The organism is Bradyrhizobium jicamae (assembly GCF_018130215.1).
In the GTDB taxonomy this organism is placed as follows: Bacteria; Pseudomonadota; Alphaproteobacteria; order Rhizobiales; family Xanthobacteraceae; genus Bradyrhizobium; species Bradyrhizobium jicamae_A.
Genome location: NZ_JAFCKQ010000012.1, coordinates 1 through 19,665 on the forward strand (window position 1 = coordinate 1; position 19,665 = coordinate 19,665).

A 19,665-nucleotide genomic window follows, 5' to 3' on the forward strand; every position below is an offset into this window, starting at 1 on the left:
GGCGCATCTCACCTTCCGGGGCAAGTCCGATGGTGAAATAGCCTTTGGGGCTCTCAAGGGCTTCCTGGATGTGCGCTACGGCACCCGCGACGGATCGGCCTGCGCCGAATTCTCATGGGAGGGGCACGACGAGAATGATCCGTCCTGTGGTCGCGGATGGGCCATGATCGGCACCGCGGGCAGGCTCGTTGGCCACTTCTACATCCACAATGGCGACGATTCAGGCTTCGTTTGCGAACGCGGCTGAGTTCTTCAACAGCCTGCTAGGCGGGAGATCTAGGATTGGGTATTGCCGAGCGGAAAGGCCGGGAGCGGGCTGCGCGCGAGCACCGCATTGTCGCGGCCGCGCGCGTGATCGCGGAGCGCGAAGGATGGGATGCCGTGACCATCCGCCGCCTGGCCGGGGAAATCGAGTACAGTCAGCCAGTTCTCTATTCGCATTTCGAGAACAGGGATGCGATCGTTGCAGCAGTTGCAGTCGAGGGTTTCAAGGAACTCGCAGCAGCTCTTCGGGAAGCGGCAAGCGGTTCGAAGGGACGACGAAACGCTCTCAAGAATGTCGCCATCGCCTATCTCGCCTTCGCGTTCAGCTGTCCTGCACTCTACGAGGCCATGTTTGTCCTCCCGACGGATTTGCGGTTCGCCGAAGCCGGAACCAGGCCGGAGCTGCGGGCCGGATTCGAAGCACTTGCGGCCGTCGTAACGCCGTTTTGCGTCAATGCTGCTGACGTCACCGAGACCTTTTGGGCAGCCCTTCATGGGCTCGCTGAACTCGAACGGTCAGGCCGGATCAGGCCCGGCATGCGCAGCGAACGCATCGCGCTTGTCGTTCGCGCGATCGTGGCCCCCGGAAAAGGCTAGGAGCTCTGGAAGGGCGACCGGCTGCTGCAGCGATTTGGTCGGCAGCAGCGAGGCTCCGTCCGAATCTCCGACAGCGCAAAGAACCCGGTTTGGCTTCCCGGCTGCTTCAGAAGTTCACCCGGTTCGAGATCGCGCCGTCGACGACGAGGTTGGAGCCCGTCGTGAACGAGGAGATCGGGCTCGCCAGGAACACCGCCGCGTTGGCGATCTCCTGCGGCGCGGCCATGCGGCCGGTCGGATTGCGGGCCAGCGCGTCCTGGTAAATCTTGGGCGTGTTCTGCTCGACCATGTTCCAGATGCCGCCCTTGAAATAGACGGTGCCGGGCGAGACGACGTTGACGCGGATCCTCTTCGCCGCGTACTGGCGCGCCAGTCCCTTCGCCATGTGCACCAGCGCCGCCTTGATCGGGCCATACGAGCTGGCGCGGTCGGCCTGGGCAGCCGAGATCGACGAGATGATGATGAAGGCCGCATCGCCGGTCTTTTCGCCGCTCGCCTCGAGGAATGGACGCGTGGCTTCGAAGGCGTTGACCGCGCCGAGCACGTCCAGACGGAAATTCTGCTCCCACGACGCCGGATCACCGCCTTGCGCCATCGCGCCGGCGTTGGAGAACAGCATGTCGATGCTGCCCAATTCCGCGGCGACGCCGGCGATCCATGCCTTCAACGCAGCGCCGTCGGTGATGTCGACTGCCGCGCCGGCGGCGCGCACGCCCGAATCTTTCAGCTCGCGTACAGTCGACGCGACCTGCTCGGCATTGCGGGCACAAACCGCAACGCCTGTGCCTTCGCCGGCCAGCGTCGCCGCAATCGCCCGTCCGATGCCGCGTGTGCCACCGAGCACGACGGCGTTCCGTCCCTTCAAACCCAGATCCATTTGCGTGTCCTTTGCTGCTGCGCATCCACTGTAGCGCCCATCGGCACACCGCGCGACCTCTGTTCTGGCGGCGCCGATCACGATGCGACCAAGCCATGCAGAAACTGCCCGTCGGGCAAATCAGCAAAAACCCGTCAAGTCCTCGCCGCAAAAATATTTCGGTTTATCAGCATGGCAAACCAGTATATAGATTTTCGCGTCTCACCCGCTCGAGGGGCGCTTCGCGATCGTCACGAACGTTGTGGTGGGATGCGGTGGACGCTGATGTCGCGATTGACGGTCGCGGCGGATAGCGGATGGCGAAATCGTGCAGGCCTGACGCCCTAGTGGCAGGTGTCGAGTCCTTGGGATGCGCAAGCGTCTTGCGGATGACGGTGACAATAAAGCCCAGTCTCGCCGGGGAGAGCACGTATAAGCCGTAAACCATCGCGCAGGGAAAGCCGGATTGCTCCGGTTACACCTGTGGTCCTACCCCCGTGCTTCTTGTTGCACGGGACCCATGGGTGCGATCGGCACCCGGCTTTCCCTGCGCCCTCTGCTCAAGGAGAGGGCGAAACGAGATGCAAGCCTCGGGCAATCATGTCGCGAGAGCGCGAAACCGCGTCCTCATCCTCGTGTTATCGCCCGGCTCGACCGGGCGATCCAGTACGCCGCGGCCTCTCGGCTCAAGCACCGCTGCCTCCGGAATACTGGATCACCCGCATGCGCGGGTGATGACACAGAATATGTCGCCGGGACGACAGTCGATGGATATCGCACCATAAATCTACTCCACCGCCGCACCGACCGGCGGGCCGCCGGGAGGGCGGTGCAGGAAGGTGATCGAGGCGTACGCGCCGACCCACGAGCCGGCTGCGGCGAAGGCGACGTAGATCCAGTTTTCGGTGTAGCTGATCACCGCATAGGAGGAGAGGAGATACCAGATGCTGCTCCAGGTCGCCGCCGGCACGCGCTTGCGCGCGACCACCGCCGAGGTGAACATGACATAGACCGCGTCGGTGGCCGCGGTCGCGATGAAAACGCCGCCGGCGGTGAGGGGATCGAGGGCAGCCATTGCAACTCCTGTTCAGGTCGAAGGGCCTTGATGGCCACAACCTAAGCATGGCTGGCAAACCGCGGCACCGCTTTTCTGTCATCATGCCAGGGCGTACAATTGTCGAAGAGGACTACGCATGCAGGACGTCAATGACATCCTGGCCGACATCTGGAGCAAGGCCGGCGGCGCGCCGTCCGCGCTCGAGCGTGTCAGGCTCAACGGCAGCGAACCGCAACTGCCGTCGTCGTTCCGCGTTGCCGCGGCCGCGCAGGCGAGCATCGCGGCGGCGGGGCTTGCCGCGGCGGAGATCTGGCGATCACGCAGCGGCGAGCCGCAGGAGGTCTCCGTCGACATTCGTCACGCAGTGGTCGAATGCCGCAGCGAGCGCTATCTGCGTGTCGACGACAAGCCGCCGCCGCCGGCGTGGGACAAGATCGCCGGCGTCTACCGTGTCGGGGACGGCCGCTTCGTCCGCCTTCACACCAATTTCCCGCATCATCGTGACGCCGTCTGCCGCGTGCTGAACTGCCAGGCCGAACGTGACGATGTACAGAAAGCGCTGATGCAATGGGACGGCGAGGCGTTCGAGACTGCGGCCTACGCGGCGGGCGGCGTCGTCGCGCTGATGCGCACGCATGACGATTGGTCGGCGACGCCGCATGCGAAGGCGCTGGCAACGCTGCCGCTGGTCTCGATCGAGAAGATCGACGACGCCGCGCCAAAGCCGTGGCCCGCTGGCGACCGGCCGCTGGCCGGCATCCGTGTCCTCGATTTGTCGCGCGTCATCGCCGGACCCGTCGCCGGCCGCACGCTCGCCGCCCATGGCGCGGACGTGCTGCTGATCTCCGGTCCCGATCTGCCCGCGATCCCGTGGCTCACCATCGATACCGGCCGCGGCAAGCTGACGAGCTTCGTCGAACTGACCAGCGAGGAGGGGCGCGAGGTGATGCGCCGTCTGGTCACGCAGGCGGATATTTTCTCGCAGGGCTATCGCCCGCAGGCGATCGCGCATCTCGGCTTCTCGCCGGAGGAGGCGGCGCGGATCAACCCGGGCATCGTCTATGTGACGCTCTCGGCCTATGGCCATGCCGGGCCGTGGGCGGAGCGCCGCGGCTTCGATTCACTGGTGCAGACCACGACCGGCTTCAATCACGCCGAGGGGCAGGCGGCCGGCGTCGACGGGCCGAAGGAACTGCCGGCGCAGATGCTCGACCACGCCACCGGATATTTCATGGCGTTCGGCGCCATGATGGCAAAGGCTCGCCAGGCCCGCGAGGGCGGCAGCTGGCACGTCCGGGTGTCACTGGCGCAGACCGGGCGCTGGTTGTGGAATCTCGGCCGCGTCGGTGGCGGCCTTGCGATCGAGGATCTCAGGGCCGACGCGGTCAAACCCTTCATCGAGCAGCTTCCGTCCGGCTTTGGCCGCCTCAGTGCTGTCAGGCACGCGGCTGACCTGTCCAGGACCCCCGCCTTCTGGGCCCGTCCGGCGATGCCGCTCGGCAGCCATGCCCCGCAATGGCCCGAGTGAACCACTCGGTCACTGCTGAGCCTCGTCGTCGATTGCTCGCGCCGGCCGGGAGACAGTCAGGTGAAGCCGTAGAGCCGTGCGGGATTGTCGACCAGGATCGTCCTGCGGATCGCGGCGTCCGGCGCCCAGGCCGGAAGCTGGTTGAGCAGGCGACCGTCGTCGATCTGATACAGTGGCGTCACATCGGTGACCTTCCGGCCCGGCGGCGTCACCGAATCCGGATGCGGCCAGTCGGTGCCCCAGACGATGCGCTCGGCATTGGCCGCGATCAGCGCCTGCGCGAGTGGCGCGGCGTCGGGATAGTCGGGCGCGAGTTTCGAGGCGCGGTAGGCGCCGGAGATCTTGACATAGGCCTTGCCCGATTTGACGAGGTCGAGCAGGTCGGCAAATCCCGGCTGGCCTGTGCCGAGCGCGGCCTGGGCGCCGCCGAAATGGTCGAACACCACGGGCACCGGAGCGGCTGCAACCAGGTCCTTGATCGCCGCGATCATCGCCAGGCTGGTGAAGAGCTGGACGTGCCAGCCGCGGGCCTTCATCCGCTCGATCGCGGCCGAAAAGCGCTGCCGGCCGACATTGGGATCGTTGACGCCGCCGGTCGCGAGGTTGAGGCGGATGCCGCGGAAGCCGGCCTTGTACAAGTTGTCGAGGTCGCTTTCGCTGGTGCTGTCGTCGATCACGGCAACCCCGCGCGCGGTCGCGCCGCGGGCCATCATGCCGAAAAGCGTCGCCGAATTGTCCGGGCCATAGACGCTCGGGGTGACGATCACCACGCGCTCGACGTGCAGCGCCTTGTGCAGTGCGCTCATCTCCTCGGGCGAGGCCTGCTCCGGCGTGTAGACGCGGCCGGCAAAGAACGGGAATTTCTCGGGGTCCCCGTGGATGTGGGTATGGCAGTCGCACGCGCCGGGAGGCACGTCGAAATTGACCGCCGTCGACGGCTGCGATGCCCTGGACGATGCGTTGCTGCTGGTCATGGTCACTCCCGCCGCGATGGAAGCAAGCATCATACTGCGTCGCGTCAGCATTGGGCGTCTCCCTGCGTGCACTGTTGTCATGCGTGTTCGCCACGCTCCGGCGTTATCCGCCGCCGGCGGCAGGAGGTTATCGGGGGACGGCGCGGGCGGGAAGAGCCCAACGCGCGCAACTGCCGCGGCACGGCGATCCAATTCCTGTCCATCGCCGCGTCGTCGCAGGCGAACCCGACTGTCATATGCAGTATAGATTTCAGCTCCCGGCCGCCGATTCCGACGGCCGGTTGTCCATGGCCTCGCCGGGTTGATTGCTGATGCCGAACGTCTTCTCCGACCCCGAGGCGATTGCGGAACACGTCATTCGCGACGTCGGAACGGATCTCGTGGTCGGATTGCCGCTCGGGCTCGGCAAGGCCAACCACATCGTCAACGCGCTGTACGCACGGGCCGCCGCCGACCGCTCGATCAAGCTGACGCTGTTCTCTGCGCTGACGCTGGAGAAGCCGAGGCCGAAGAGCCTGCTGGAGCAGCGCTTCATCGGCCCGGTGATCGATCGCCTGTTCGGCGGCTATCCGGATCTCGCCTATGCGGCCGCGCTGCACGCCGGCGCGCTGCCGGCCAACATCAAGGTGATCGAATTCTTCTTCCTCGCCGGGCAATGGCTGTATCAGCCGTTCGCGCAACAGAACTATATCTCGGCGAACTATACCCATGCGGCGTCGTATCTGCTGTCGCGCGGACTGAATGTCGTCCCCCAGCTGGTCGCCAAGCGCGTGATCGACGGCGTGACGCGCTACAGCCTGAGTTGCAACACTGATACGACGCTCGACGTGCTGCGTGCCCGTGCACAGGGCCGCGCGTCATTCAAGCTGGTCGCCCAGGTCAACTCCGAGCTGCCGTTCATGCCGGGTGCCGGCGATCTGCCGGCGGATGAATTCGCCGCGGTGCTCGACAGTCCGGAAACCGACTTCCCGCTGTTCGCGCCGCCGTCCGAGCCGATCAGCGACACCAAATACGCCATCGGGCTGCATGCCGCGGGTCTGGTGCGCGACGGCGGCACGCTGCAGATCGGCATCGGCCAGGTTGGCGACGCGCTCGCGCAGGGCCTGGTGGTCCGGCATCGCGACAATGCGCAGTACCGGGGTATCATGAAGCGGCTGCTGCCGGGCGGCGAGTTGCCGGCGTCGATCGAAACCGCGCCGTTCGAGACGGGCCTCTACGGTGTCAGCGAGATGCTGTTCGAGGCATTCCTCGGCCTGGTCGAGGCCGGCATCCTCAAGCGCGAGGTCGACGGCGTGATCCTGCACGGTGCATTCTTCCTCGGGCCGAAGGCGTTCTACCGTGCGCTCCGCGAGGCGGCGCCTGAGCGGCTGGCCAGGATCCAGATGATGCCGGTGTCCTTCACCAACGAGATCTACGGCGAGGAGGATACCAAGCGCCGCGCGCGCGTCGAGGCGCGCTTCGTCAACAACGCGATGATGGCAACGCTGCTGGGCGCTGCGATCTCCGATGGTCTCGAGAACGGACAGGTGGTGAGCGGCGTCGGCGGCCAGTACAATTTCGTCGCCCAGGCGTTTGCGCTCGAAGGCGCACGTTCGGTGCTGGCGCTGGAGGCCACTCATCCGTCCGGCAAGGCGGTGCAGTCGAATATCCGCTGGTCCTACGGCCACGAGACCATCCCGCGGCACCTGCGCGACGTCTTCGTCACCGAATATGGCGTGGCCGACGTGCGCGGCAAATCCGATGCCGACGTCGTCGCGGCGATGTTGCAGGTGGCGGATTCGCGCTTCCAGAGCGAACTGATGCGGCAGGCCAAGGAGGCCGGCAAGCTGGCGCGGAGTTACGAGATTCCGGCCGCTCACCGCGACAACTATCCCGAACGCATCCGCGCGGCGCTGAAGCCTGCGCGGGATGAGGGACTGTTGCCGTCATTTCCGTTCGGCAGCGATTTCACCGACATCGAGCAGCGGCTGATCCCCGCGCTGCAAATCCTGCAGGACGCGCAGCGGACGCCACTGAAACTCGCCGGCCTCGCGTGGCAGGGGATGCGGCATCCGCCCGATGCCGCCGATCGCGAATGCCTGGCGCGGCTCGGCCTCGACAAGCCGACCCATTTCGCCGAGCGCGCCTATCGCGCGCTGGTCACCGCTGCGCTCGCAAAGAGCAGGGAGGGTTAGCGATTTTTGTTGACCGGCTTGCGCTTCTCGATGAACGCCGCCATGCCCTCGGAGCGATCCTCCAGCGCGAAGGTCGAGTGGAACAGATTGCGCTCGACATTCATGCCTTCCGACAGCGGGGTCTCGAAGGCACGGTTGATCGCCTCCTTGGCCATCGCCGCCGCCGGGCGCGACATCGAGGCGATCTTCTCGGCTGCGGCCAGCGCCTCTTCCATCAGCTTGTCGGCGGGCACGATCCGCGACACGAGCCCTGCGCGCTCGGCTTCGGCGGCATCCATCATCCGCCCCGTGAGGCAGAGATCCATGGCCTTCGACTTGCCGATCGCGCGCGTCAGGCGCTGCGTGCCGCCAATGCCCGGGATGGTGCCAAGCGTGATCTCCGGCTGGCCGAACTTGGCGTTGTCGGCCGCGATGATGATGTCGCACATCATCGCGAGCTCGCAGCCGCCGCCGAGCGCGTAACCGGCGACCGCGGCGATGGTCGGCTTGCGGCAGCGGGCAACGCGATCGCCACCGATCGCGGCGAAGTCGCTCTCGAACATGTCGATGAAGCCCTTGGGCTGCATCTCCTTGATGTCGGCCCCGGCTGCGAAGGCCTTCTCGCTGCCGGTGATCAGGAGGCAGCCGATGTTGTCGTCGGCCTCGAGATCGTCGACCGCAGCCGCAATCTCGCGAAACACTCCGAACGACAGCGCGTTCAGCATCTTCGGACGGTTCAGCGTGATGACGCCGACCGGTCCCTTGCTCTCGACAATGATGAATTCGAACGTAGCCATTGACCGTAACCCCGTGCCTGATTTGGCGGGCAATGTGCCCGCTGGCGGGAGGCGCATCAAGAGGCGGAAAGAGGATGTCAGGCCCGCGGTGCGGCGCTACCCGCGCCGCAGCCGCAAGGCCAGGCTATGCGATGAACATGCGCGCGGCAGACGCCACGGTGAGCAGGGCGCCGAAACCGATGAAGATCTTTCCGATCAGCGAGGTCTGATCCCAGGTCGAGCTGTCGCCGCCCATCTGAACCGGAGCCGGCTTGGCGGAAGCCATTGCAACCGTCTGCGGCGGGACCGGTGCAACCGCCTGCGGTGGGACCGGTGCAGGTTGTTGCTGCTCGGCCGCCTGCTGGGGGGCCGGCTGTTGCTGCTGCTGGGCAAGCTGCTGCGGTTCGGCCGGAGCGGCCTGCTGCAGGGCACGATCGACGTCATTGAGCTGGTCGGATGCTACCACCCTGGGGTCGGCGGGCTGCTGCGTCTCGGCGATCCTGTCGGGGGCCACCATTGTGTTGACCCTGGCGGAACCGGTGTTCGCCCTGTCGTCCGCTGCCGTGTCGGCGGATGTCAGCTCGGCATTGGCATTGGCGACCGAGGGCGGGATGCCTGCCGACGTCACGCTGCCGGCGTCGACGGAGTCGTTCCCGGCTTTCTTTCCGTCGGTCGATCTCTGATGCGCAGAGCGCTTGCCATGCCGCGAAGTCTGGCGGACGGATTTGCTGGTCGCAGCGTCATCGGATTTGGACGCCGCGGTGTCCGAACCGGCCGCACGCGCCGGCAACGGCCCGGTGAAACAGGCGAACAGCACTGTCGCAACCATCAAGGCCAAGCACTCGCTGGCTTTGATTTTCATTTGAAGAACTCCCCATTTCGCCTGTCCCGGGGCGAAAAGAGACCCCGCTGCGTGTCCACACCGGGGCAAAAAAAGGGAATCTTCGGGCTATCGGGGGCGAAAGCTGGGCAATTTCCTCAAGCTATGAGCGGCTTGCGGGCAAGCCCCGATGCTTGGCGCGCCGATCGATGTTATGAGCCAAGGTATCAGGGGCCCGCCGCGACGATTCTCCACGTCGCGGCCACCGGTATTTGTCGTGCCGAAGTTCGATATCACGAATCCGTGATCTCCTGCGTCTGGCGTAACAAATTGAAAGATCGGTCGAATTGCATTTCAGGAGCGCGCGTGCGCGAACGTGACGACGAGTGGACCGGCCTGATGCGGTCGGCCATGTCAGGAGACAGCGCGGCGTATCATCGCCTGCTCAAGGCCGTCACGCCGGTGCTCCGCGCGGCGGCGCGCCGCGGTCTTGCGCGCGCGGGACAACCGATCGACCAGTCCGAGGACATCGTGCAGGACATCTTGTTGGCGGTGCATTTGAAGCGGCAGACCTGGGACACCAGCGCCCCGTTTGCGCCGTGGCTGTTTGCGATCGCGCGCAACAAGCTGATCGACGCCCTGCGCCGCCGGGGCAAGCGCATCTTCGTCAACATCGACGACTTCGCCGAAACGCTGCCCGGCGAGCCGGTCGAGCAGACGGCCTCCGCGAGCGAAGTCGCCGCCCAGTTGCAGACCCTGCCGGCACGGCAGCGCGACGTCCTGCAATCGATCGCGGTCGACAGCGCCTCGATCAAGGAAACGGCAGCCAGGTTCTCGATGAGCGAAGGCGCGGTGCGGGTCGCGCTGCATCGCGGGCTCGCGGCCCTGACGGCGAAATTGCGGGAACAATGAGCATGGATACCGATCAACTCATTCGAACACTCGCCGCCGACAACGAGCACCACACCCGTCCGATCGGCTTTTCGCTGATGCTGGCACTGCTCGCGGCGGCGCCGGTGTCGATACTGATGTTCTTCACCGAGCTTGGCGTGCGCCCGGACGTCATGACCGCGATGCATAATCCGTTCTTCGACCTGAAGTTTGCGGTCACGCTGGCGCTGGCGATCTCCGCGACTGCGGTGAGCCTGCATCTGGCGCGGCCGGAGGCCTCGCTGCGCGGGTTTGGCTGGTGGCTGTTGATCCCGGCCGGCATCCTCGTCGCCGGCATCGGCGGCGAGATGATGATGCCGCAGCGGACGCCGATGATGACGCGGCTGGTCGGCAGCAATTCGCGGTACTGCATGTCCGCGATCCCCGAGATGTCGTTGCCGCTGCTCGCCGGCGCACTCTATGCGCTGCGTCAGGGTGCGCCGGCGCGGCCTGCCGTTGCCGGCGCGATTGCGGGCATGCTGTCGGCGGGATTTGCCGCGACGCTCTATGCGTCGCATTGCACCGACGACTCACCGCTGTTCGTGGCGACCTGGTACACGATCGCGACCGCGCTGGTCACTGCGGTCGGCGCGCTCGCGGGGTCGCGGGTGCTGAGATACTAGAGCGCCCGGACACCGCTTCGCGTGAAGAAAACGCGTCAGAACAGGAGTCTAGGCCGCCGGCGCCGATTGCTGCATGCGGTGGAAGCGCAGGACCTGCTGCGCGGTCGAGGGCCGCAGCCGCTCGTAGGTGTCCTTGCAGGTCTGCAGGTCGGTCGGCTCGCCGCCGGAGATCTCGTCGCGCAAATTGATGATGGCCCGTACCGTCGACCACGACAGGCCCGACACCTTGGCGAGGATCATCACGCCCTCGGCGCGGGTTTCGATCATCATGTTCTCGGCGATGCCGACCGTGACATTGGCGAGCGCCGCCAGCGAGGCGTTGGTCTCGTCGAACTTGCCGGCCTCGGCGAACGTGGCGAGCTGGAATTCGTCGAGCCGGCCATCCTCGTAGAGCGACTTGACGAGGGCATGGGCGATCGTGGTGTCCCGGGTGACGGCGCCGGGCGCCGAGCGGGCGCGCCGCGTCGCTTCCTGCACCGCAGTCGGGATGTCCTTGGCCTGCTGCGGGATCGCGGCCTCGAGCCGCTGGCGGACAGTGTCGGACGCTTTCGCGACCAGCTTGAGATAGAGGTGCCGCGGAATGTTCGGCCGCAGGCCGACGCAGGTCGACAGATTGTCGTCGCCCTCGGCGCGGCTGACCAGACGGGTGAAGCCGCGCTCCGTGAATTCTGCGCCGGGGTTGTTGACCGTACTCTGGATCACCTCGTCATTGCCGCGCAGCACCAGCACGTCGGTCACCGCGCCGCTCAGCGCCTTCCTGGTCGAGATCGCGAGGAGGTGCGCCTGGCTCTTGCTGCGCGCGGTCTCGATCAGGGTGTCGTCGTCGAGCCGCGCCGACTGTGCGAGCACCGGGCCGGCCACCTCGATCAGGTCGTCGAAGGCGAGCGTGCGGATGGTCCGCGGCGGCGCGGTGTCGACCGGCGCAAGGCGGTTGGCGAGCAGTGCCTTGGCCGAGCTTTCGATGTGGTCGAGCAGGCACTGGAAGACGTCGTCGAACAGCCCGATCTGTTCGTCCGAGTAGTCCACCGAGCCGTTGATGAAGAGATCGGTCACGCGGCGCAGCGTTTCGACACGGCGTGCGACGGTGCCGTGCGCGAGCGTCGTCTGCAATTCGTCGAGCAGACTTTCAGGTGCTGTCGCGGACTTCGAATTCATGACTCTATCCTGGAGCGTCAAAGACTGGTGGCGACGGTTTCTCCGACGCCGAATGTGGAAATGGGCGGGTCAGGCACTGGCGATGCGGTTGCGACCCCGTGCCTTTGCGGTGTAGAGCGCGCGGTCGGCGCGGGCGAGCAACGTGTCGGACGTCTCGTTCGGACGCAGCGTCGTGACGCCGGCGGAGATCGTCACCTGCATGCCCGGCGAGAACGCGCTCCAGTCGAGATCGGCGATGATCCTGCGCAGCCGCTCCAGCGCGCGGCCGGCATCCTCCTGGGACAGGTCGGGCAGCACCAGCAGGAACTCCTCGCCGCCGTAGCGGCCGAAGCGGTCGATGCTGCGGATATTGGCGAACATGCTGATGGCGAAGGTGCGCAGCGCTTCGTCGCCGATCGGATGTCCGTAGGTGTCGTTGATGCGCTTGAAATGGTCGAGGTCGATCAGCGCGATCGCCGACGTGCTGCCGCTGCGCTCGCAGCGTGCGATCTCCTCCTCGAGCATGCGCATGATGCAGCGGCGGTTGAAGGCGCCGGTCAGTTCGTCGAGCTCTGCGAGTTCCTCGATGCGGCGGTAAGCTTCCTTCAGCTTCACCCCGCTCTGATAGAGCGACTGCTGCATCGAGCTCGAGAAGATGCCGAGGAACATGCAGCGCCCGATCGTCAGCGCGAACACCAGCATGGTGGCCAGGCGGTCCGGCATGGTGCCGGTCGGCATTCCGATCGGCTTGTCGGTCCACAGGAACAGTGCCGCCAGGCCCAGCACCATCACGGTCCAGATCACGGCGGTCTGCCGCGCCGAGGTACGGAGCGCGCCGAAGCCGAACACCACGAACAGGTTGCAGAGGAACAGCACGCCCGCCTCGGGCGCGATGTAGGTGAACATCAGGAGGTTCACCATGTTGATCGCCGATTGCGGCGCGACCAGGTAGTGGTCGCGGAAGCGCTCGTGGAATCCGATTTCGGAGAGCAGCACATAGGCTGCCACCAAAGTAAGGCCGGTCAGGGCATATCCGGTGGCGACGGCGACCGACGTGGTGCCGGCATGCGCGTAGATCAGCAGCACGACGGCATCGAGCACGAAGCAGCTGCCGATCATCGACTGGATCTGGCGACGCTGCTTGGCGCGGCGCGCCAGCCGCTCGGCCGTCAGCTTGGGACGTCCACCTTCCAGTGCGCCCGTGATCGGGGCGAGAAATGACGACGCAGCGCTGCCCATGGTTTTCGCCGGTGGTGGGACCCGGCAAAAATCTACGTGGGAAAGCCTTTAGGTTTGGTATCTTTCGGAACCGAATCTGCTCCGTTGCAACCCGGTCATGGCCCTTGTTTCGTAAGGGGAATCTGTTTGCCTGGGAGGGGCGGCGGCGAAGCGGCCGGCGCGTTTCCGTGGGGGGAGCTCGAGACGTGGGCGCTGGCTTGCCTGCGCGGCCTTGGTATGGTTGCACCGGATTGGGCGGTGCAGTGGGAAGCCTCTAGTATCATGATACCGTTGATAGAGCCTCCAGCACTTTCGCCTCATGTCCCTCCGCTGGGTCATCGACTGTGGCCTGGATCACACATGCAGTCAGCACATTGCCGTAATGTGAAGAATCTTGCCTCTCGCGTCGAACCACGCACCACCCCCCTCAGACCAACCTTGCGAGACGGCCATTGAGCGCGACACAGGCGGCTTCAGACGAGGTTCTGATCGCTCGGATCGCTCAAGGCGACCGCCTCGCCATGCAGGTGCTGTACGGACGGCATCATGTCAGAGTGTACCGCTTCGGGCTTCGGCTCGTGCGGGATGAGCAGGTCGCGGAAGACCTCATCAGTGAAGTCTTCCTCGATGTGTGGCGTCAGGCGGGCAAGTTCGAGGGACGTTCCGCCGTTTCAACCTGGCTGCTGGCGATTACCCGATTCAAGGCCTTGTCTGCGCTTCGGCGCCGCAAGGACGCCGAACTGGACGATGAGGCCGCGAACGCGATCGAGGATACGTCCGACGATCCGGAAACGGTGGTGCAGAAGAGGGACACCGGTGACGTCCTGCGCAAGTGCCTGACGGCGCTTTCGACAGACCATCGGGAGATCGTCGATCTTGTCTACTATCACGAGAAGTCCGTGGAAGAGGTGGCTGAGATCGTCGGCATTCCGGAGAACACCGTGAAGACGCGCCTGTTCTACGCGCGCAAGAAACTTGCCGAGCTGCTGAAGGCCGCCGGCATCGAGCGAGGTTGGCCATGATGGCAGCGAACAAGAAAATGCTGGATCAACAGCCCGGCGAGATCGAGATGCTGTTGCCGTGGCATGCAGCCGGCACGCTGAACTCGCGTGACGCGCGCCGTGTCGAGGACGCGCTCGCACGCGATTCCGCGCTTGCCATACAGTATGACGTTATCCGCGAGGAATTCGCCGAGACGATCCATCTCAACGAGAGCCTCGGTGCGCCCTCTGCGCGTGCCATGCAGAAGCTGTTCGCGGCGATCGATGCCGAGCCGGAACAGAGGCCGGCGACGTCGGCGCGGATCTCGGCCGGCGTCTCGGAGTTCTTCGCGAAATTGTCGCCGCGCACGCTGGCATGGTCCGCGAGCGTCGGCGCGATCGCGCTATTGTTGCAGGCGGGCGTGATCGGCGCGGTACTGATGCGGAGCCAGCCGGCTTCGTTCCAGACCGCATCCCTCGACATGACCGACCGCAACGCGCCGCTCACCCGTGACCTCGGCGGTCCGGCCGCCGCGCCGCCGCGCCTGCTGGTGCGCTTTACGCCCGATGCGAAGATCGCCGACATCAATGCGCTGCTCGACACCTATCAGGCGTCGATCGATGGCGCCAAGGCCGGGGTGTTCCGCCTGCAGATCGGCGATCACGCGATGGCCAAGGCCGATGTCGCGGCGTTGATCGCCCGATTGCAGAAGGAAAAGATAGTCAGCCTCGCGGTCGAAACGCCCTAGGGGTTTGCCTCAGCTCGGTTGACGGTTCTGCGTTTGCGTCGAGGTTGCGATGAACCGTAATTGCCCGGGCTGGCCGACGAGCGCCGCGGTGGCCGTCGCCGTCGCGATTTTCCCCTTGATGTCTCTCTCGGGTCCGGCGGCGCACGCCCAGAGCTTCATGCGCTCCCCGACCATCCGCATCGCGCCGCGCGTCTCGATCGGGCCGCGGATCAATCCGAACGTTGCGAGCAAGGTGGGAGCCAATACGGCCGTCAGGAACAGTTCAGGCATTACCGCCCGGACCGGCACCAGCATCGCCGCCCGGAATGGCCTTGGTATCACCCCCAAAACCGTCAACCCCGGGCCTGTCACTCCCAAGCCTGTCACGCCCAACGTAGTCACCCCCAAGCCATCGCCACCGGATCGCGGGCCGCCGCCTCCACGGATCGAGACCATCCCGCGATTGGCGGTGGGATCGACGCTGCCCTATGCACGCTATTCGCCTAACCTCTATCCCGCCTGCGAGGACGCTTATCGCGGCAGCGATGGCGGGTGTTACGACCGACCAGTCGCGCTGATGAGCGGCGGCAGCAGCAAGGGCGTGACCCAGAAGAGCGGGACCGGAGCCGGCGGCAATACGCAGGTTGCGCAGGACCGGCGAACCGTGCCGAACCAGCTTGTCGCCGAGATCGACAGCGCCTTGACGGACGCCCAGGCCGACGCGTTGGCGCGGCGACACGGACTGACCCGGATCGTCTCGCAGAATATCCCGCTGCTCGGCGTGACCGTCGGCCTGTTCCGCATCGCCGGCAACCGGCCGCTGGAGGCGGCGAGGCTGGATCTGGCCGGCGACGGCAGCGTTCGCTCCGTGCAGCCGAACTATCGTTATCTGCTGCAGGACCAGCAGGGCGTGCCCAGCGAGGGTGATCCGGCGCAGTACGCGCTGGCGCAGCTGCACCTGCCGCAGGCCCACACACTGGCGCGCGGCATGAACGTGACCGTCGCGGTGATCGATTCCGGCGTCGACGCCGCCCATCCCGAACTGGCCAACACGATCGCCGATAATTTCGATGCGCTCGGCAGCAAGGAGGGACCGCATGTCCACGGCACCGGCGTTGCGGGCGCGATCGCCGCGCACGCGAAGCTGATGGGTGGTGCCCCGGAGGTCCGGATCCTGGCGATCCGCGCATTCGGTGCGGGCAGGAGCGGCGCGGAGAGCACATCCTACGTGATCCTCAAGGGCCTAGATTACGCCGTGCTGCACGGTGCGCAGATCGTGAACATGAGCTTTGCCGGTCCGAAGGACACGCTGATCGGGCGCGCGGTGGCCGCAACCGCCGCCAAGGGCATCGTGCTGGTCGCCGCAGCCGGCAATGCCGGCGCGAAATCGCCGCCGCTGTACCCGGCCGCCGATCCGGAGGTGATCGCGGTGAGTGGCACCGACGCCAAGGACGGATTGTTCACGGCATCGAACCGCGGCAGCCATATCGCGCTGGCGGCGCCTGGCGTCGACATCCTGTTGCCCGCGCCCGACGGCAAGTACCAGATGACATCGGGCACCTCCTTCTCCGCGGCGTTCATCAGCGGGATCGCGGCCCTGATGCTCGAGCGCAATCCTGCGTTGCAGCCGAACGAGGTGCGGGCGATCCTGACCGGCACGGCCCGTGACATCGGCGCACCCGGCCGCGACGATCTGTTCGGGGCAGGGGAGGCAGATGCGTTCGCCGCGGTCACGGCTTCGAGCAGGACGCCCGCCGTTCCTGTCGTGGCGGTCTCGGACAAACTGTCGCAGCCGCCGAAAGCGCCCGACGGCAATAACACTTCCGTGAGCCGCGCGTCTGACGGCTCCACACCGTCGACGGCATCGGACAAATCCGCGGCAAACGATGCAAATCGGCCTGATGCGCAGTGATTTTCGGCGCTGTAGCCCGCGAAATTACGCCGCGGAACCCCGGGCGCGGGGGGCAAAAAAATCGACGGAGGTTTGAACGTCGGGGCCCCTGCCACGACTTATGTGTGTGGGAGCGGTTAACCCTCCCCGCTGGCTATATCAGGCGCGAGCGCCCATCCACCCCAAGCGCCCATATGGCTTTGACCCGTCCGGTTGTCCCCCCGGACGGGTCTTTCATTTGGGGGAGCCGTCAGCGCGGCGCTGCCGACGTGCGATGCATCGCGACCATGCATGTCGACAAGTCTGACTGTGGATAATGCGAGAAACCTCGTAGCGGACTTCTTGCGGCGACCGTCGCCGATTAAGAATTTAGTTAGACTTTATTTACCTTTTCCACAGAATATCTCTGCCACGTCCTGTTGATTCGGTTCGGTTCGGTTCGGTTGCGTCTGCGTCCGTCTCTCTCCTTACGGGCAAGTTGAATGACACATCGGACCGACGTGGCCAGAGGCCAGGAGATCGTTGCGCGCTGGTGCAACCTCGCCGAGCAGAGGCTGGAGCATCTTACCGAGATGTTCGAAAGCGGGCGCTGGCGCCGCTATCACAGCGAGCAGGCCTTTCTTGAAAACATCACGGAAGCGAGAGCCGCGGTCGACACCTGGCGCGATCTGCTGTCGCGCGAGGCCTCGCTCGACAATTCCCCGATCGATCTGTCCTGGTTGGGTCGCGGCCGTTCGGCATTGCCGAACTCCGATGCCCAGCCAGCGCCGCAGTACCGGCCAGAGGCGGCGGCGCTGGCCGAAGCCACGATGACGGCGGTTGCGGCCGCGCTCGAGACAGCCGTCGAGGTGCTGGACGAAGCTTCTGCCGTCGCCGACGCACCGCCGCTCGAGATTCCCGCGCTGCCGGTGCTCGATCTCAACGCGATGCAGGCGCGCTATCCATTGCTGCGCACCACGCTTTAGCCTACGCCAGATTCTTGTTTTGACGCGTTTTCTTCACGCGAACCGCTAACCACTTCGCTCGAAAGCGCTTCTATCGCCGCACCGCATTCGCGCCGATCATCAATTGCGCATATTGCTGCCCGCCGCCGGCCGACAGGTCGGTGGTGACGGCGCGTGCGTGGTCGAGCCCGACCACCGCCCCGCGCGGGGTTTCCGAGATCATGTTGTTGTTGATCAGCGCTGTGCCCGCGCCCGGCACCACCGAGACGCCGATGCCGACAAAAGCGTTGCGGATCACGTTGCCTGATATCGCGACGTCACGCAGATATTTGCCCCAGCCCGCGACGATGCCGAACGACGGCGCGTTCTCGATCACATTGCCGGTGACTGATGTGTCAGCCTCAACATAGATGCCGATGCCGGCCCCGTCGCCAGGGTCGGTGCCGATGGGCCGTTTCGGCAGCAGGTTGCGGACGATGTTGCCCTGGACCACCGCGATCCGGCCACCCTCGTTGAAATTGCAGACGGAGACGCCGAGCGCCGCGCCGTCCACCGTGTTGTTGGCGATGACCGCGGCCTCGAAGGAGAACTCCGAATACAGCGCGACCTCGCGAACGTCGCTGACATTATTGTCTGTGATGTGGATGTTGGAGGCCGAATTGCCGCGTACCGCCGAGAAGTCGCAGTTCCGGATGCGGTTGCCGCGCACGATGACGTTGCCGGCGCGGAAGGCGTTGATGGCGTTGCCATACTGCCCGGAGCCGCCGGGGCCGGCCTTGATGTCCTCGATGCGATTGTCGGCGACGATGGTGCCGTCGTCGCCGATCGCGGTGCGCAGGATCTCGATCCCGTTATCGTTGGTGCCCTTGATGGTGTTGCGCGAGACGATAAGTCCGACCGCATCGAACGAGACGAGCGCGGTGCTCGCAACGGCGGTGAAGATGTTGTTGCTGACGTCGCCGGATACCTGCTCGAGCCAGATGCCGTTGCCGCCGCTGCCGGCAAACTCGCAATCGGTGATGCGGATGTCGCGGCCGGACAGGCAATGCACCAGGCCGCGCCGCGTCGGCAGCGGGATGTTGCCGCCGTCGAGCACGAGCCCGGTGAGGCCGATGCCGCCGGCGCCTTCGCCCGACAGCATCGACAGGCCGCCGTGGAATGCGAGCCGGGAGGCGCCGCGCACGCCGATCAAATGACTGCCGGCGGCAAGCCGCAGCAGTCCGGAGCGGTAGACGCCGGGCGGAAACACCAGCGGCACCTGCGCCCGTGCCGCCTCGTCGATGGCGCGCTGCAGGTTGCGGGTTTGATCGTCGGGGCTGCCGGGGCGGACGCCGTACTGGGTGACGTCGCGGCCGAGCGATCCGAGCGATTGCGCGGCGCGCGCAGCCTCGGGCGACATTGCAAGCGCGCCGGCCATGCCGGCGGCGGATGCTCCGATGAGGTGGCGGCGGTTGACGTCCATCTGGCAAGGCTCTCGCGCAAGATGCGAGCGGTGACGTTCGCCTTTGCTAGGTAGCGCGAAAATGCGGCGCGGCATGGTGAACTTGGCGATGGGACAGGCGATTGTTGGCGGTAGGGTTAATCGCGGGTGCAGCGATCGCAGCCGGCTTCGTCATCGAGTTCAACGGACCATCCGCGTCATCGCGAGGAGCGACAGTGAAGACGGTAGTCGGTCAACACATTGGAGCCGTGATTTTACCCTCGCTGCTGTCATGGTAAGGGTGGTCTTGTTCCCGCTGGCGAGCCAAGAGGTGACAGCCGATGAAGTGCCTTCGGATATACGCGAGCCCGGACGGCGAATCCCACTTCGATGAAGTGGAAATCCCCATGACGGCCAGGGTGACCGTCGCTCCTGGTGCCAAGGCGTTTCAAGTGTCCAATCGCTATCCCGCGTCGAGTGTCGAGTTCACTCAAATCCCTGCCGGTATGCGGCAGGTTGATTGGCACACCGTTCCGGCGCGGAATTTGTCTGTCAGACTGACCGGGGCGGTCGAATACGAGACGAGCGACGGCGAGGTGCGGCACGTCTCTGCGGGCGAGTTCGTGCTGGTCGAGGACACACACGGAAAGGGCCATTTGTCCCGTCACTCCCCGGACGAGCAAATCGTTCTTTGGATCAGGCTACCCGACGGCCTCGATTTGTCGCCCCCATAGTCCAAATTGGATGGGCACGTTCCGCCGCCGGGACGCGG

Annotated in this window: 20 protein-coding genes; 11 read left to right on the forward strand and 9 right to left on the reverse strand. The window is 65.6% G+C overall.

Features of this window, described 5'->3' with window-relative positions:
• Window positions 1-247: hypothetical protein (locus JQ586_RS15620; protein ID WP_212395481.1), on the forward strand; the 247-nt coding region annotated here is incomplete at its 5' end.
• A 35-nt stretch (window positions 248-282) separates the two neighbouring features.
• Complete coding sequence (locus JQ586_RS15625) at window positions 283-861, forward strand: TetR/AcrR family transcriptional regulator (RefSeq protein WP_212395482.1); 579 nt, start codon at window positions 283-285, stop codon at window positions 859-861.
• Between the two features lie 106 nt (window positions 862-967).
• Here JQ586_RS15625 and JQ586_RS15630 read toward each other — a convergent pair whose 3' ends face one another.
• On the reverse strand, window positions 968-1,738 hold the full coding sequence (locus JQ586_RS15630; RefSeq protein WP_212395483.1) for an SDR family NAD(P)-dependent oxidoreductase: 771 nt from the start codon (window positions 1,736-1,738) through the stop codon (window positions 968-970).
• Between the two features lie 766 nt (window positions 1,739-2,504).
• Complete coding sequence (locus JQ586_RS15635; protein WP_212395484.1) at window positions 2,505-2,792, reverse strand: hypothetical protein; 288 nt, start codon at window positions 2,790-2,792, stop codon at window positions 2,505-2,507.
• Window positions 2,793-2,910: 118 nt separating this feature from the next.
• Between JQ586_RS15635 and JQ586_RS15640 the strand changes: the two genes are divergently transcribed.
• Window positions 2,911-4,302, forward strand: coding sequence for a CoA transferase (locus JQ586_RS15640; RefSeq protein ID WP_212395485.1), 1,392 nt, complete (start codon window positions 2,911-2,913; stop codon window positions 4,300-4,302).
• 56 nt (window positions 4,303-4,358) lie between these two features.
• On the opposite strand, the gene JQ586_RS15645 is transcribed toward JQ586_RS15640, so the two are convergent.
• Window positions 4,359-5,327 (reverse strand): amidohydrolase family protein, encoded by a 969-nt coding sequence (locus tag JQ586_RS15645; protein WP_212395486.1) that lies wholly within the window; start codon window positions 5,325-5,327, stop codon window positions 4,359-4,361.
• A gap of 260 nt (window positions 5,328-5,587) precedes the next feature.
• Here JQ586_RS15645 and JQ586_RS15650 point away from each other — a divergent pair, with 260 nt between their 5' ends.
• The gene (locus JQ586_RS15650; protein ID WP_212395487.1) at window positions 5,588-7,450 is read left to right on the forward strand and encodes an acetyl-CoA hydrolase/transferase C-terminal domain-containing protein; all 1,863 of its coding nucleotides are present in this window, start codon (window positions 5,588-5,590) and stop codon (window positions 7,448-7,450) included.
• On the opposite strand, the gene JQ586_RS15655 is transcribed toward JQ586_RS15650, so the two are convergent.
• The gene (locus JQ586_RS15655; RefSeq protein WP_212395488.1) at window positions 7,447-8,226 is read right to left on the reverse strand and encodes an enoyl-CoA hydratase; all 780 of its coding nucleotides are present in this window, start codon (window positions 8,224-8,226) and stop codon (window positions 7,447-7,449) included. The two genes, JQ586_RS15650 and JQ586_RS15655, sit on opposite strands and share 4 nt — an antisense overlap.
• 124 nt (window positions 8,227-8,350) lie before the next feature.
• The gene (locus JQ586_RS15660) at window positions 8,351-9,067 is read right to left on the reverse strand and encodes a hypothetical protein (RefSeq protein ID WP_249147641.1); all 717 of its coding nucleotides are present in this window, start codon (window positions 9,065-9,067) and stop codon (window positions 8,351-8,353) included.
• Between the two features lie 324 nt (window positions 9,068-9,391).
• On the opposite strand from JQ586_RS15660, the gene JQ586_RS15665 reads away from it, so the two are divergent.
• Window positions 9,392-9,937 (forward strand): sigma-70 family RNA polymerase sigma factor, encoded by a 546-nt coding sequence (locus tag JQ586_RS15665; RefSeq protein WP_212395629.1) that lies wholly within the window; start codon window positions 9,392-9,394, stop codon window positions 9,935-9,937.
• A 2-nt stretch (window positions 9,938-9,939) separates the two neighbouring features.
• The gene (locus JQ586_RS15670; protein ID WP_212395489.1) at window positions 9,940-10,578 is read left to right on the forward strand and encodes an NrsF family protein; all 639 of its coding nucleotides are present in this window, start codon (window positions 9,940-9,942) and stop codon (window positions 10,576-10,578) included.
• A 48-nt stretch (window positions 10,579-10,626) separates the two neighbouring features.
• Here JQ586_RS15670 and JQ586_RS15675 read toward each other — a convergent pair whose 3' ends face one another.
• Both JQ586_RS15675 and JQ586_RS15680 read right to left on the reverse strand, forming a co-directional pair.
• Window positions 10,627-11,733 carry a DUF2336 domain-containing protein gene (locus JQ586_RS15675; protein ID WP_212395490.1) on the reverse strand — a complete coding sequence of 369 codons (1,107 nt, stop codon included), beginning with the start codon at window positions 11,731-11,733 and terminating at the stop codon, window positions 10,627-10,629.
• A 69-nt stretch (window positions 11,734-11,802) separates the two neighbouring features.
• A complete protein-coding gene (locus JQ586_RS15680; RefSeq protein WP_212395491.1) occupies window positions 11,803-12,951 on the reverse strand; it encodes a GGDEF domain-containing protein in 1,149 nt (382 codons plus the stop codon).
• Between the two features lie 431 nt (window positions 12,952-13,382).
• Here JQ586_RS15680 and JQ586_RS15685 point away from each other — a divergent pair, with 431 nt between their 5' ends.
• Window positions 13,383-13,952 carry a sigma-70 family RNA polymerase sigma factor gene (locus JQ586_RS15685; protein WP_212395492.1) on the forward strand — a complete coding sequence of 190 codons (570 nt, stop codon included), beginning with the start codon at window positions 13,383-13,385 and terminating at the stop codon, window positions 13,950-13,952.
• Window positions 13,949-14,659 (forward strand): hypothetical protein, encoded by a 711-nt coding sequence (locus JQ586_RS15690; protein WP_212395493.1) that lies wholly within the window; start codon window positions 13,949-13,951, stop codon window positions 14,657-14,659. The genes JQ586_RS15685 and JQ586_RS15690 overlap by 4 nt, the downstream gene beginning before the upstream one ends.
• A gap of 9 nt (window positions 14,660-14,668) precedes the next feature.
• On the opposite strand, the gene JQ586_RS41320 is transcribed toward JQ586_RS15690, so the two are convergent.
• The gene (locus JQ586_RS41320) at window positions 14,669-14,953 is read right to left on the reverse strand and encodes a hypothetical protein (RefSeq protein WP_312016976.1); all 285 of its coding nucleotides are present in this window, start codon (window positions 14,951-14,953) and stop codon (window positions 14,669-14,671) included.
• Window positions 14,954-15,107: 154 nt separating this feature from the next.
• On the opposite strand from JQ586_RS41320, the gene JQ586_RS15695 reads away from it, so the two are divergent.
• Both JQ586_RS15695 and JQ586_RS15700 read left to right on the forward strand, forming a co-directional pair.
• Entirely contained in the window at window positions 15,108-16,550 is a 1,443-nt protein-coding gene (locus JQ586_RS15695; RefSeq protein WP_409410992.1) for a S8 family serine peptidase, read from the forward strand.
• Window positions 16,551-17,011: 461 nt separating this feature from the next.
• Window positions 17,012-17,494, forward strand: coding sequence for a TIGR03809 family protein (locus JQ586_RS15700; RefSeq protein ID WP_212395495.1), 483 nt, complete (start codon window positions 17,012-17,014; stop codon window positions 17,492-17,494).
• Window positions 17,495-17,564: 70 nt separating this feature from the next.
• Here JQ586_RS15700 and JQ586_RS15705 read toward each other — a convergent pair whose 3' ends face one another.
• Window positions 17,565-18,935, reverse strand: a complete 1,371-nt coding sequence (locus JQ586_RS15705) for a TIGR03808 family TAT-translocated repetitive protein (protein WP_212395496.1) — start codon at window positions 18,933-18,935, stop codon at window positions 17,565-17,567.
• A 299-nt stretch (window positions 18,936-19,234) separates the two neighbouring features.
• On the opposite strand from JQ586_RS15705, the gene JQ586_RS15710 reads away from it, so the two are divergent.
• Window positions 19,235-19,627, forward strand: a complete 393-nt coding sequence (locus JQ586_RS15710; RefSeq protein WP_212395497.1) for a hypothetical protein — start codon at window positions 19,235-19,237, stop codon at window positions 19,625-19,627.
• Window positions 19,628-19,665: the final 38 nt, after the last annotated feature.

Coding starts and splice junctions, on each gene's coding strand:
- JQ586_RS15630 (WP_212395483.1), bottom strand. CDS start 1,738: ATGGATCTGGGTTTGAAGGGACGGAACGCCGTCGTGCTCGGTGGCACA.
- JQ586_RS15635 (WP_212395484.1), bottom strand. CDS start 2,792: ATGGCTGCCCTCGATCCCCTCACCGCCGGCGGCGTTTTCATCGCGACC.
- JQ586_RS15640 (WP_212395485.1), top strand. CDS start 2,911: ATGCAGGACGTCAATGACATCCTGGCCGACATCTGGAGCAAGGCCGGC.
- JQ586_RS15645 (WP_212395486.1), bottom strand. CDS start 5,327: ATGCTGACGCGACGCAGTATGATGCTTGCTTCCATCGCGGCGGGAGTG.
- JQ586_RS15650 (WP_212395487.1), top strand. CDS start 5,588: ATGCCGAACGTCTTCTCCGACCCCGAGGCGATTGCGGAACACGTCATT.
- JQ586_RS15655 (WP_212395488.1), bottom strand. CDS start 8,226: ATGGCTACGTTCGAATTCATCATTGTCGAGAGCAAGGGACCGGTCGGC.
- JQ586_RS15660 (WP_249147641.1), bottom strand. CDS start 9,067: ATGAAAATCAAAGCCAGCGAGTGCTTGGCCTTGATGGTTGCGACAGTG.
- JQ586_RS15670 (WP_212395489.1), top strand. CDS start 9,940: ATGGATACCGATCAACTCATTCGAACACTCGCCGCCGACAACGAGCAC.
- JQ586_RS15675 (WP_212395490.1), bottom strand. CDS start 11,733: ATGAATTCGAAGTCCGCGACAGCACCTGAAAGTCTGCTCGACGAATTG.
- JQ586_RS15680 (WP_212395491.1), bottom strand. CDS start 12,951: ATGGGCAGCGCTGCGTCGTCATTTCTCGCCCCGATCACGGGCGCACTG.
- JQ586_RS15690 (WP_212395493.1), top strand. CDS start 13,949: ATGATGGCAGCGAACAAGAAAATGCTGGATCAACAGCCCGGCGAGATC.
- JQ586_RS41320 (WP_312016976.1), bottom strand. CDS start 14,953: ATGCTGGTGCCGGTCCGGGCGGTAATGCCTGAACTGTTCCTGACGGCC.
- JQ586_RS15700 (WP_212395495.1), top strand. CDS start 17,012: ATGACACATCGGACCGACGTGGCCAGAGGCCAGGAGATCGTTGCGCGC.
- JQ586_RS15705 (WP_212395496.1), bottom strand. CDS start 18,935: ATGGACGTCAACCGCCGCCACCTCATCGGAGCATCCGCCGCCGGCATG.
- JQ586_RS15710 (WP_212395497.1), top strand. CDS start 19,235: ATGAAGTGCCTTCGGATATACGCGAGCCCGGACGGCGAATCCCACTTC.